The sequence below is a fragment of the Pseudomonas sp. p99-361 genome (genome assembly GCF_003935475.1).
Lineage (GTDB): Bacteria > Pseudomonadota > Gammaproteobacteria > Pseudomonadales > Pseudomonadaceae > Aquipseudomonas > Aquipseudomonas juntendi.
Map to the genome: position 1 here is coordinate 1 of NZ_RHQO01000048.1, position 12,743 is coordinate 12,743.

Genomic DNA, 12,743 nt, shown 5'->3' on the forward strand with positions numbered 1-12,743 from the left:
CGCGGGCGGCGCTCGCTCTAACAGGCGCTGCCATACCTTGTGGCAAACACCTGTCAGCCCTGACGCGATCCCTGTGGGAGCTGGCTTGCCGGCGATAGGGCCAGTGCAGGCCAGCGAAAAAGCGTCAGGCCACCTCGGCCCCATCATCCGGCCAATGCGGCTCGTTGGCCCCAGGCGGTGTCAGCGGTGGCAGCCCATATGCTGCCCGGGCGGCGTCACAACTGGGGTTGTGCACCCCACCCTCCCACGACGCCTCGAACTCACGGCACGGGCTGGAGCGGTTGGCATAAATGGTACAGGCCACCTCTTTGCCGACCTCGCCCTGCAGAGCGATACAGCGGCACGGCTTGGCATCGGTGCCGATCATGGCCACACGGGTAGGGTTGACCTGCACCACAAGGTCATCCGGGACAACGCCCCCGGCAGACTGGCATTCGCCCCAGAAGAAAGACACACGGAAGTACCCGCAGCAGGCGCCGCAGTCAAGGCAAGGGTTGTATTCGGACATGATGGCACGGAGGGAAGGTTGTTGTTATCGGGTCTGGCCCGCGGCGCCATTCTCAGTCCAAGCAGGGGCGGCTGGATAGAGGGGCAATGCAAAAAAAATTGCCGCTGATCCGGCCGCCTGGCAACGCTAGCAGATGGCTTTGTAAGTGTCGGCGTCCCAGCGCTGCAAGGCCAGGCCCGTACTGGGTTCGTAGGCTGCACCCTGCACCTCGCTGAAGCGCATGGGCGCTTGGCCACAGTGCACCAGGCGGTCGTCCTTCTCACCCTCGGTGAGCACGGTATAGGACGCCTTTCGCATGGCCTGGTACTGGTCGTCTGCCGCCGCCATTTGCTGGTGATACTGCATCAGCTGGCTGTCGGTCAACGCCAGGCGCTTGCCCAACTGCACACCCCAGCGGGCCAGGCAGACTTCGGCAAAGTGGCGAACGATCAACCCCGGCTCAGCCAACACCTTGCCCGCGCCCGCGCCGTCAAGCGATGCGTTGCCTACCAGCGTGGCGTGCCGGCCAGGCATTGGATAGATGCAGATGCGTGTAGTGCTCGCTACGGCAGGAACCACGCAGGCAAACCCTTTGGAACGCTCATCCCGTGAATAGAACCCCACGTACTCCTTCACATTGCCGGTCAGGCTGACCCGCTGCTGCTGCACATTGCCAACGCCCGGTACCGGGTCGATGGCAAAGATGTTCACCGGTATGTCGCGCAGTACAGGGTCTTGTGCCATGGCATTGGCCAGCATGTGGCAGCTGATCCCTCCCCTGCTCCAGCCCACCAGGTTGACCTGGGTCGGCAGGCGCGGCTTGCGGAACATGCTGATGATGCCCTCCTGCAATTGCTGCGGTGTGGGGTGGCGGGCGCCGTAGCTGTAGTTGCGCCAGAACCATGAGGCCGCAGACCCGGCATCTGGTATCGGCACCCCGGCTTGCTTCAGCCGCTCGTATTCTTCCTTGCTCAGTTCGTTGCGCTGCCAGTTGCTTTCGCCTTTGATCACCTGCAGCACGTGGTTGACGTTTTCCTCCCAGCCGCGGCCAAACAGCTGCCCGGTCCAGTTGTAATAGCCACCAGGTTCCACGAACAGGTTGTCATCCTGAAGGTTGCCGCTGCCTGGACCATCCACAGCAATCCAATGGGCGAACTCGTGGCCCTGCTCGTTGCTGGCCAGGGTCGAAACCAGCTCGCCGTTCCAGAAGTTGGGGTTGGCGTGGTCGAAGCGGTGCGAGCCGGTGCCGCAGAAATAGGCGGTGAAGACACTCATGGGGGGATCCCTTCGGTGAGAAATGAGTGCCGAAGGTAGGTTGGCTGAGGGTTGGAATGCAGGCGGAAAGCTCGCCCGGCTGAAGACCCTGGGGCTGCTTTGCAGCCCTTTCGCGACGCAAGGCCGCTCCCACCGGTACAGCGCAGCTTTCGGATGCTGCGTGGTCACTGTGGGAGCGGCCTTGGGTCGCGATGGCCTTACTTGCGGACCAGCCCGTCAGCCCGGAACATCTGCCGGATGCCGCGGATGGCCTGGCGAATGCGGTCCTGGTTCTCGATCAGGGCAAAGCGCACATGATCATCGCCGTAATCACCAAAACCGATGCCCGGCGACACGCATACCTTGGCTTCGGCCAGCAGCTTCTTGGAAAACTCCAGCGACCCCAAGTGTGCATACGCCGGCGGGATTTTCGCCCAGACGTACATCGACGCCTTGGGGTTCTCGACCATCCAGCCCAGCTCGTGCAGGCCCTTGACCAGCAGGTTGCGGCGCTGGCGGTACTGCTCGGCAATGTCGCGCACGCACTGCTGGTCGCCTTCCAGGGCAGCGATGGCCGCCACCTGCAGCGGGGTGAAGGTGCCGTAGTCGTGGTAGCTCTTGATCCGCGCCAGCGCATTGACCAGCTCGGGGTTGCCGACCATGAAGCCAATGCGCCAACCCGCCATGTTGTAGCTTTTGGACAGGGTGAAGAACTCTACCGCAATGTCCTTGGCGCCCGGCACCTGCATGATCGACGGGGCTTTCCAGCCGTCATAGACGATGTCGGCATAGGCCAGGTCATGCACCACCAGCACTCCATACTGCTTGGCCAGTGCCACCACACGCTCGAAGAAGTCCAGCTCTACGCACTGCGCGGTGGGGTTGGACGGGAAGCCAAGGATCATCATCTTCGGCTTGGGTATCGACTCGCGAATGGCGCGCTCAAGCTCGTTGAAGAAGTCCACTCCCGGCACCAGCGGCACGGAGCGCACCTGGGCGCCGGCGATCACCGCGCCGTAGATGTGGATCGGGTAGCTGGGGTTGGGCACCAGCACGGTGTCGCCCTGGTCGAGGGTGGCGAGCATCAGGTGCGCCAGGCCTTCCTTCGAACCGATGGTGACAATGGCTTCGCTCTCCGGGTCGATGTCGACTTCGTAGCGTTCCTTGTACCAGTTGGCGATGGCCCGGCGCAGGCGCGGAATACCGCGCGAGGTGGAATAGCCGTGGGTGTCTTCACGCTGGGCAACCTGCACCAGCTTCTCGACAATGTGCGGCGGCGTGGCGCCATCGGGGTTACCCATGCTCAGGTCGATGATGTCCTCGCCACGGCGGCGGGCAGCCATCTTGAGCTCGGCAGTGATGTTGAAGACGTAAGGGGGGAGACGATCGATGCGCGCAAAGCGGCGCGGCGAACCTGGGTTGGCCATGGTTTCCTCTGAGAACGTAAGCGCCCGGAACCGTCCGAGCGACGCTGGCCGATATGGCGGCCTGGATCAGAAGATAGTGCCGAGACAGGATACCTGTAAAGGACAAAATCCTGTTTTTTTAGATCTTTTCAGAAGTATTTTTTGAAAATACAGGATTTATGTTTCCCTGCGCTGGCCTCTTCGCGGGCTCGCCCGCTCCCACAGGGTTACCCGCAGCCCCTGGGCCTGCGCCGTGGCCGGCACAGGAAAACACCCATAAAAAAACCCCGGCACATGGCCGGGGTTTTCGTGAAACAGGCAGCTATTTCAGCGTGCGTATGTCATCAGCACGTCCGCAGCAGTTTGGCTGTCCACACCCATCATCACGCTCAGGGCAGTGACGGTGAGGATGGAGAAGCCGAACACCTTGCGCGCCCACTTGCTGTCGTCCTCGGCCTTGTAGCCACCCCAGGCCATGTACAGCCAGTACAGGCCCATGGCAGCTGCCACGGCCAGGTAGCCGAGGCCTGCGTAACCGCCGAGGGTGAGCATCAAGGTAGCAAGCACGAAAGCCAGTACGTACAGCACGATCTGCTTCTTCGCCGCCAGAATGCCGCGCGCCACCGGCAGCACCGGAATGTTGGCAGCGCTGTAATCCTTGAAGCGGAAGATGGCAATGGCAAAGCTGTGCGGCATTTGCCACAGGCTGAACATCACCAGCAGGGTTACCGCAGCCAGGTCGAAGCTGTTGCTCACGGCGCAGTAGCCGATCACCGGGGGCATGGCACCCGACAGGCTGCCGACCAAGGTGCCGTGCACCGACTTGCGCTTCAGCCACAGGCTGTAGAAGCCGACGTAGACGACGAACCCTACTGCTGCGCAGAACGCCGACAGCGGGTTGGCCTGGACATACAGCAGGCTGAAACCCGCCACCCCAAGCAGGGTGGCGTAGATCAGCGCGAGGGGCAGCGACATGCCGCCCTGAACCATCACGCGGTTCTTGGTGCGCTCCATCTTGTGGTCGATGTCACGGTCGATGCAGTTGTTGAACACGCACCCGGACGCCACCACCAGCGAAGTACCGATCACCGCCGCCAGGAACAGGGCGAAATCCACATGGCCCTTCGAGGCAAGGAAGAAACCGCCTGCCACGGAAAGCACGTTACCGAAAATGATCCCCGGTTTGGTGATTTGGATAAAGTGCTTAACGGACATGCAGTCTTACCTCACTTGGCCAGCATTTCGAAGTGGATGCTGAACATGATCCACAGCGACAGGCCGACCAGCAGTGCGATCACCAGCGTGGTGAACAGGAACGTCGATACGTTGTTGCGTTGCTCTTTCGAGCGGTCCATGTGCAGGAAGTACACCAGGTGCACAACCACCTGGATCACGGCCATGGCAACGATGATCAGAACGGTCAGGTTCTTCGGCAGGCTGGCGGTCATGGCCAGGCCGAACGGGATCGCGGTCAGGATGATCGACAGTACGAAACCGATCATGTACGACTTGACGCTGCCGTGATTACCTTCGTGATGAGTGTCGTGTGCGTTAGCCATTACAGAACCCCCAGCAGGTAAACGACGGTGAATACGCAGATCCAGACCACGTCCAGGAAGTGCCAGAACAGGCTCAGGCAGCTCATGCGGGTCTTGGCGGTCGGCGTGATGCCGTGCTTGTTGATCTGGTACATCATGATTGCCATCCAGATCAGACCAGCAGTCACGTGCAGGCCGTGGGTACCTACCAGGGCAAAGAAGCCCGACAGGAAGCCACTGCGCTGCGGGCCGAAGCCCTCGCCGATCAGGTGATGGAATTCATAGATTTCCATCGCGATGAAGCCTGCACCGAACAGGAAGGTCACAGCCAACCAGCCCAGCACACCTGCTTTCTTGCCATCGAACATCTTCAGCATGGCGAAGCCGAAGGTGATCGAGGACAGCAGCAGGAACAGCGTTTCAACAGCTACGAAGTCGAGCTGGAAGATGTCGTGACCCGACGGGCCGCCGGCAAAACTGCCGGACAGCACCGCGTAGGTGGCGAAGAGCGACGCAAACAGGATGCAGTCGGTCATCAGGTACAGCCAGAAACCCAGTACGGTCATCTGGCCCGAGTCGTGGTGGTGGTCGTCATGCCCATGGTCGTGACCATGAGCTGCGCCGCCGTGCATTACTTGACTGGACATTGATTACACCCGCTCAAACGATTCGACACGTGCGCCGGCAGGCAGAGCACCTGCTTTGGCCAGCGCTTTCATACGCTCGCCTTCGATGCGCGCCACTTCTTCGGCCGGAACCATGTAGCCCTGGTCGTCACGTGCAGCGTGGCGAACGAAGACCGCGATGGTTGCAACCAGGCTCGCGCCCACCAGCCACCAGATGTGCCAGATGAAAGCGAAGCCGAAGACGGTCAGGAACAGGCCCATGAACAGACCGGTAGCAGTGTTGCTCGGCATGTGGATGGCTTCGTACTTGGCCGGAACCTTGTACGCAACGCCTTCTTCCTTGGCTTCGTGCCAGCAATCCAGGCCAACTTTCTCAGGCATGTGAGCGAAGTTGTAGAACGGAGGTGGCGAAGAAGTCGACCATTCCAGGGTACGGCCGCCCCATGGGTCGCCGGTCACGTCCAGGTTCTGGTTGCGGTCGCGGACCGAAACGTACAGCTGGATCAGCTGGCAAGCGATACCGAACAGGATCAGCACGGCGCCGACAACGGCTACGTACAGGTAGGGTTCCCACAGTGGGTTGTCGGAGTGGTTCAGACGACGGGTCATGCCCATGAAGCCCAGGGCGTACAGCGGCATGAACGCAACGTAGAAGCCCGACAGCCAGAACCAGAAGGCAGCTTTGCCCCACTTCTCGTTCAGGGTGAAGCCGAAGGCTTTCGGGAACCAGAAGGCGAAGCCGGCGATGTAGCCGAATACCGCGCCACCGATGATCACGTTGTGGAAGTGCGCAATAACGAACAGGCTGTTGTGCAGAACGAAGTCGGCACCTGGAACGGCCAGCAGTACGCCGGTCATGCCACCGATGGAGAAGGTGACCATGAAGCCCAGGGTCCAGAGCATCGGCGGGGTGAAGCGCACGCGGCCCTGGTACATGGTGAACAGCCAGTTGAACAGCTTCACACCGGTCGGGATGGAGATCAGCATCGTCGCCAGGCCGAAGAAGGTGTTGACGCTGGCGCCGGCACCCATGGTGAAGAAGTGGTGCAGCCATACCGCAAAGCCAAGGATGGCGATCGCGCCCGATGCGTAGATCATCGAGTGGTGGCCGAACAGGCGTTTGCCCGAGAACGTCGAAGTCACTTCCGAGAACACGCCGAAGGCCGGCAGGATCAGGATGTAAACCTCAGGGTGGCCCCACGCCCAGAACAGGTTGACGTACATCATCGGGTTCCCACCAAGCTCGTTGGTGAAAATGTGGAAGTCCAGATAACGGTCAACAGTCAGCAGCGCAAGTGCAGCAGTCAGGATCGGGAACGATGCAACGATCAGGACGTTGGCCCAGGTGCAGGTCCAGGTGAAGATCGGCATGTCCATCAGCTTCATGCCAGGTGCGCGCATCTTCATCACGGTGACGAGGAAGTTCACGCCGGTAAGCGTCGTACCCAATCCGGATAGCTGTAGCGCCCAGATATAGTAATCGACACCTACTCCAGGGCTGTACTGGATGCCTGCGAGCGGCGGATAGGCAACCCAGCCGGTCTTGGCGAATTCACCAACGCCCAGCGAGATGTTGACCAGCAGCACGCCTGCCAGCAGCAGGTAGAAGCTCAGGGAGTTCAGGAACGGGAAGGCAACGTCACGTGCACCGATCTGCAGAGGAACCGCCAGGTTCATCAGGCCGGTGAAGAACGGCATCGCCATGAAGATGATCATGATCACACCGTGGGCGGTGAAGATCTGGTCATAGTGTTCAGGCGGCAGGTAGCCTTCGGAGCCACCGGTTGCGGCAGCCAGCTGGGTACGCATCATGATGGCGTCGGCAAAGCCGCGCAGCAGCATGACCATCGCGACGATGATGTACATCACGCCGATCTTTTTGTGGTCGACAGTAGTCAGCCACTCGCTCCACAAGTAGGTCCACTTGCGGAAATAGGTGATAAGACCGACGACAGCGATACCGCCGAGCGCGATCATGGCAAGCGTCACCATGACTATCGGCTCGTGATAGGGTATCGCCTCCAGGCTTAATTTACCGAACATCTCTTACTCCTCTGCACCGGCAGCTGGTTGCATACTCGATTCCACACCCTTGGTTGTGGCCAGATCTTTGCTGCCAGCTTCTTCGTGGCTACGGCCGCGGTTCATGCCTTCGTACTTGTCTACGATCAGCTGGAACTGCTCTGGCGATGCCTCGCTATACAGCGCGACTGGGTTGTTTTCGCTTGGTTTGGCCAAGGCGTCGTATTCGGCCTTGTCCAGCTTCTTCGGCGACTGCTTGACCTCGGCGACCCACTTGTCGAAGTCTTCCTGGGAAGTGGCAGTAGCCTTGAATTTCATGCCGGTGAAGCCAGCACCGCTGTAGTTGGCGCTGATACCGTCGAATTCGCCGTTTTCGTTGGCGATCAGGTGCAGCTTGGTGGTCATGCCGGCCATGGCGTAGATCTGGCCGCCCAGGCCCGGGATGAAGAACGAGTTCATCACGGCGTCGGAGGTGACGCGGAAGTTGACCGGGGTGTTAGCCGGGAAGACGATCTTGTTGACCGTGGCAATGCCCTGCTCCGGGTAGATGAACAGCCACTTCCAGTCCAGCGCGACCACGTCGATCTGTACCGGCTTGACGTCGGAGTCCAGCGGACGGTACGGATCCAGCTTGTGGGTGGACTTGTAGGTGACGTAACCCAGGGCGATGATGATCAGGATCGGGATGATCCACACCGCGGCCTCGATCTTGGTCGAGTGCGACCAGTCAGGGGTGTAGGTGGCAGCCTTGTTGGAAGCACGGTACTTCCAGGCGAACGCAAGGGTCATGATGATGACGGGCACCACCACCAGCAGCATCAGCCCGGTAGCGATCAGGATCAGGTTCTTTTGCTCAATGCCGACCTGGCCCTTCGGGTCGAGCAGGGTCCAGTTGCACCCACTGAGTAAAAGCATGCCTAAAAAGGGCAATATGCCAAACAGTCTGGGGTAACGCTTTTTACTCATCTCACGACCTCTAGATCAGCTTGCTTCAATGCAATTTGTGTTTTGGTAGCCAACACTTCGTCCTGCCAAGTGAGGCATGTCGCGCCCGTACTCGCTCCTGCCTGGGTCTGACTGCAGGACCTTGGCTCAAGCGGGTTAGCGGTGCTTTTGGTTTCGTAGGCAACAGGCCTGTACTTCAGACCAAGTCCATTTGGTGCGGGAAAACGCGGAGGGGGGTCCGCCCGGTATCGCCGTTGGGCGAAACTTGACGAAGTCAGCAAAAAGAAGCGCTGGGGCTTCCTTCAATCCTGCGACTCGCAAGCAGTGCCGAACGGGAATTGGGGGCGATTGTAGTTAGGTCGCCAACCCTTGACTATGACTTATTGAGCAACAGTCTTTTACAGAATCTGCAACAATGGCGACTGATTATTCAACTTCGCGACAGTTTGTCGCACCCCGCTTGCCAGGCCTCAAAGCCGCATTCTGCAAGGCTTTGAGATTGATCCAGATCAAGCGGGCGGCAACTTTTCCCTGTTCTCGCGGGCTGTAAAAGACCCCACACAAATCGGGACTTTTGTCTAAGCCTGGCGGCGGTTTCGGTAGATGCCGAGCGGCACCAGCACAGCGGTCAGAACGAAGGCAACCAGCGCCCATTGCGCCAGCGACAAACCGAGGATCGGTGGGTATGGCGTGCTGCAGAAGCCGTCGACCTGGAATGCCAAGGGCCACAGCTTGGCCAGCGGCAGGTCATCGACGATCGGCTGGAGCGTATCGATACCACAACTGACCATCGGGTTGGCGAGTATATACACATGGTTGCCAGCCGCAATCATTCCGCCAATGGCACTGAGCACGACCAGGGCCTCGAAGAAGGTCAGGCTACGGCGCCCGGGCATGGCCGCCGCGATGAACGCGAACACGGCAATGAACAGCAGTGCGTAGCGCTGCAGGATGCACAACGGGCACGGCGCCTCGCCCAGTACCACCTGCATGTAGAGCGCGCCGCCGATCAGCGAAATGCAGATCAGGCCCAGCAGCACCAGAAAGCGCCGTTCCCGATTCAGGCGCGATGTTTGTTCGTTCATTACCGGTTCCTTCGATGGAAAGTGGCAGCGTGGTCCGCCTGCCCTGGCGCAAGTCTACACGCTGAGCGGGGCCTGTGAGCGTGCCGAGGAAGCGGCGTGATAGCACTGCGCAGGGCTATCCGGTGTGGCTGAGACCGGCCAGAACGAGGTCGGTTCAACGGCGGGCGGCAAAAAACCAGTGCCCGGGCGCCGCGCAGGGGCAAGCCCCTCGACACCCGGAAGTGAAGGATACCGTGATTAAAGGATGATTAAGAATGAAAGCGGCGCTGGTGCTTTCATCTTTCCTTTATATATAGGCACAAAGGTGTGATGCGTGGCATGCCGCTGGAAATGCATAAGCCTGGACCGGCCCTATCGCCGGCAAGCCGGCGATAGGGCCGGTACGGCCACTACATCACTCCAGCGCCGCCGCCGGCCCGAAGAACTCGTAGCGGCTCTGCTGTTCCGGCACGCCCAGGCCCTTGAGCTGGCGCTTGACCGCCGCCATGAAGCCCTTCGGCCCAAGGAAGTACGCATCCACGTCCCGTTCACGCGGCAGCCACTCGGCCAGCAGGTCTTCGCTCAGCACGCCCACGGCATTGGCCGCACCACCATCCGCCTCGGCATAGCAGTAGAAGCGCTTGAGCTGCGGGTGGCGCGCCGCCAGGCCATCGATCCAGTCACGGAAGGCATGCACCGCACCATTGCGTGCGCAGTGAATGAAATGCACCTGACGCCCGGTGTGCAGGGCGGCCTGCAGCATCGCCAGGGTCGGGGTAATGCCCACACCGCCGCTGATCAGTACCAGCGGCTTGGCACTGGCTGTCAGGGTGAAGTCACCTGCTGGCGGGAACAGTTGCAGGGTATCGCCAACCTGCAACTGGTCATGCAGGTAGTTGGACACCTTGCCGCCCGCCTCGCGCTTGACGCTGATGCGGTACTCCTTGCCGTCGCACAACGCCGACAGCGAATAGTTGCGGCGCTGTTCGGCACCGTCGATGTTCAGTTTCAGGCCAATGTACTGCCCGGGCTCGGCCTTGAGCACCGGTTTGCCGTCTACAGGGGCGAAGTAGAACGAAACGATTTCGCTGCTTTCCTGTTCGCGGCGCACCAGGCGGAACTCGCGGGTCCCGCGCCAGCCACCTTCGGCCGCTTCCTTTTGCTGGTAAAGGTTTTCTTCGGCACCGATCAGGATGTCGGCCAACTGACCATAGGCAGCGCCCCAAGCCTCGATCACCGCCGGGGTGGCAATGTCCTTGCCCAGCACTTCCTCGATGGCGCGCAGCAGGCAACTGCCGACGATCGGGTAGTGCTCCGGCAGAATCTGCAGGGCGACGTGCTTGTTGATGATCTGCCCGACCAGGCCGCCCAGTTGCTCCAGCTGGTCGATGTGGCGGGCATACATCAGCACCCCGTTGGCCAGTGCGCGCGGCTGGTCGCCGCTGGCCTGGTGGGCCTGGTTGAACAGCGGACGCACCTCGGGGTACTCGCTGAGCATCATCTTGTAGAAGTGAGTGGTCAGCGCTTCCCCGCCGCTTTCCAGCAGTGGGACGGTGGCCTTGATGATCGCACGTTGGTCGGCATTGAGCATTGCGGTGACTCCTGGGCCTAGGGCTTCAAATGATGCCTAGGTCATTACACCAATCGTGCCAACTTAAGTTTCCAACGAAATCAACCACTTGAGGCTTACCATGTCAAAAAGACCCAGCACGCCGTATAGTCATAAAGACCTACTGGAGTCCATATGACCACAAAGCCTTTGCTCACCACGTTGCTGCCACTGGTCAGTGACCTGTCCCGCGAACTGCCCGACCAGGAGCGCTATCGCCGCCTGTTGCAGGCCATGCGCAGCCTGCTGCCATGCGATGCCGCCGCGCTGCTGCGCCTGGACGGCGAATGGCTGGTACCGCTGGCCGTGGACGGGCTGAGCCCCGATACCCTCGGCCGGCGGTTCCGGGTGAGCGAACACCCGCGCTTCCAGATCCTGCTCAGCCGCCCCGAGCCCACCCGCTTCGCCAGCGATTCCGAGCTGCCCGACCCCTATGATGGCCTGGTGACCGCCGTCGCGGCCTCGCTCGAAGTTCACGACTGCATGGGCTGCCCGTTGATGGTCGATGAGCGCCCATGGGGCCTGGTCACCCTCGATGCGCTGACCCCGGGGCAGTTCCAGAGCCTGGAGCTGGACGCCCTGCAAGCTTTCGCCAGCCTGGCCGCCGCGACCGTAACCGTGGCCGAGCGTATTCAACACTTGGCCCTGCGCGCCGAAGACGAACATCACCGCGCCGAAATCTACCGCCAGGCCAGTGGCCAGCACCAGGAGCTGATCGGCCAAAGCCCGGCCCACAAACGCTTGGTGGAAGAGATCCGCCTGGTCGGTGGCAGCGACCTGACGGTACTGATCACCGGCGAAACCGGTGTTGGCAAGGAGTTGGTGGCGCAGGCCCTGCACCAGGCCAGTAGCCGCGCCAACCAGCCGCTGGTCAGCCTCAATTGCGCAGCCCTGCCGGACACCCTGGTGGAAAGTGAGCTGTTCGGCCATGTGCGCGGGGCCTTCACCGGCGCGCACGGCGAGCGCCGCGGCAAGTTTGAACTGGCCAACGGCGGCACGCTGTTCCTCGACGAAGTCGGCGAACTGCCGCTGACCGTGCAGGCCAAGCTGCTGCGCGTTTTGCAAAGCGGTCAGTTGCAACGCCTGGGGTCGGACCGCGAGCACCGCGTGGACGTGCGCCTGATCGCCGCCACCAACCGTGACCTGGCGGCCGAAGTGCGCAACGGCAACTTCCGCGCCGACTTCTATCACCGCCTCAGCGTGTACCCGCTGCAGGTACCGCCACTGCGCGAACGTGGGCGTGATGTGCTGCTATTGGCCGGCTACTTCCTCGAACAGAACCGTTCGCGCCTGGGCCTGAACAGCCTGCGCCTGAGCAGTGAGGCCCAGGCCGCGCTGCTGGCGTATGCATGGCCTGGCAACGTGCGCGAACTGGAACACCTGATCGGCCGTTCAGCGCTCAAGGCGCTGGGCCAACACCCCGACCGGCCACGTATCCTGACCCTTGAGGCCAGCGACCTGGACGTGCGTACAACGGCACCGGCGGCCGCAGCCACGCCCCTCCCTGCCCCGCCGCTGTCGGTAGCCAACCTGCCCGAAGGTGGCCTGCGCGAGGCCGTCGACAGCTACCAGCGCCAGGTGATCGAAGCGTGCCTGCAACGGCATCAGGACAACTGGGCGGCAGCGGCGCGCGAGCTGGGTCTGGACCGTGCCAACCTCAGCCGATTGGCCCGTCGGCTGGGGCTTCGCTGAGGTTTATCTACAAAAGGATTAACCCAGAAAGCCATCTGGTTGCTTCCCGCCTGGCTGCTATATCTCCCTAACCACCCCACTCTCGGCTGCCTGGTCGAGG

General features: G+C 61.3%; 11 protein-coding genes. 1 reads left to right on the top strand and 10 read right to left on the bottom strand.

Annotated elements, in window-relative coordinates; all coding sequences use genetic code 11:
• Window positions 1-124: 124 nt before the first annotated feature.
• The 10 genes from EGJ22_RS18855 to hmpA form a co-directional block, all read right to left on the bottom strand.
• Entirely contained in the window at window positions 125-508 is a 384-nt protein-coding gene (locus EGJ22_RS18855) for a YkgJ family cysteine cluster protein (protein WP_029886718.1), read from the bottom strand.
• Window positions 509-634: 126 nt separating this feature from the next.
• Window positions 635-1,762 (bottom strand): hypothetical protein, encoded by a 1,128-nt coding sequence (locus tag EGJ22_RS18860; protein WP_009682132.1) that lies wholly within the window; start codon window positions 1,760-1,762, stop codon window positions 635-637.
• Between the two features lie 197 nt (window positions 1,763-1,959).
• Window positions 1,960-3,168, bottom strand: a complete 1,209-nt coding sequence (gene alaC / locus EGJ22_RS18865; protein WP_009682133.1) for an alanine transaminase — start codon at window positions 3,166-3,168, stop codon at window positions 1,960-1,962.
• 306 nt (window positions 3,169-3,474) lie between these two features.
• Window positions 3,475-4,362, bottom strand: a complete 888-nt coding sequence (gene cyoE, locus EGJ22_RS18870; protein WP_029886721.1) for a heme o synthase — start codon at window positions 4,360-4,362, stop codon at window positions 3,475-3,477.
• Between the two features lie 11 nt (window positions 4,363-4,373).
• Entirely contained in the window at window positions 4,374-4,706 is a 333-nt protein-coding gene (cyoD, locus tag EGJ22_RS18875) for a cytochrome o ubiquinol oxidase subunit IV (protein ID WP_003248599.1), read from the bottom strand.
• Entirely contained in the window at window positions 4,706-5,332 is a 627-nt protein-coding gene (gene cyoC, locus EGJ22_RS18880; protein WP_029886722.1) for a cytochrome o ubiquinol oxidase subunit III, read from the bottom strand. The genes cyoD and cyoC overlap by 1 nt, the downstream gene beginning before the upstream one ends.
• 3 nt (window positions 5,333-5,335) lie before the next feature.
• Window positions 5,336-7,354 (bottom strand): cytochrome o ubiquinol oxidase subunit I, encoded by a 2,019-nt coding sequence (gene cyoB, locus EGJ22_RS18885; RefSeq protein ID WP_009685201.1) that lies wholly within the window; start codon window positions 7,352-7,354, stop codon window positions 5,336-5,338.
• 3 nt (window positions 7,355-7,357) lie between these two features.
• The gene (cyoA, locus tag EGJ22_RS18890) at window positions 7,358-8,299 is read right to left on the bottom strand and encodes a ubiquinol oxidase subunit II (protein ID WP_009685200.1); all 942 of its coding nucleotides are present in this window, start codon (window positions 8,297-8,299) and stop codon (window positions 7,358-7,360) included.
• 557 nt (window positions 8,300-8,856) lie between these two features.
• The gene (locus EGJ22_RS18895; protein WP_009685199.1) at window positions 8,857-9,363 is read right to left on the bottom strand and encodes a disulfide bond formation protein B; all 507 of its coding nucleotides are present in this window, start codon (window positions 9,361-9,363) and stop codon (window positions 8,857-8,859) included.
• A gap of 394 nt (window positions 9,364-9,757) precedes the next feature.
• On the bottom strand, window positions 9,758-10,933 hold the full coding sequence (gene hmpA, locus EGJ22_RS18900; RefSeq protein WP_009685198.1) for an NO-inducible flavohemoprotein: 1,176 nt from the start codon (window positions 10,931-10,933) through the stop codon (window positions 9,758-9,760).
• 153 nt (window positions 10,934-11,086) lie between these two features.
• On the opposite strand from hmpA, the gene norR reads away from it, so the two are divergent.
• Complete coding sequence (gene norR / locus EGJ22_RS18905) at window positions 11,087-12,643, top strand: nitric oxide reductase transcriptional regulator NorR (RefSeq protein ID WP_125920343.1); 1,557 nt, start codon at window positions 11,087-11,089, stop codon at window positions 12,641-12,643.
• Window positions 12,644-12,743: the final 100 nt, after the last annotated feature.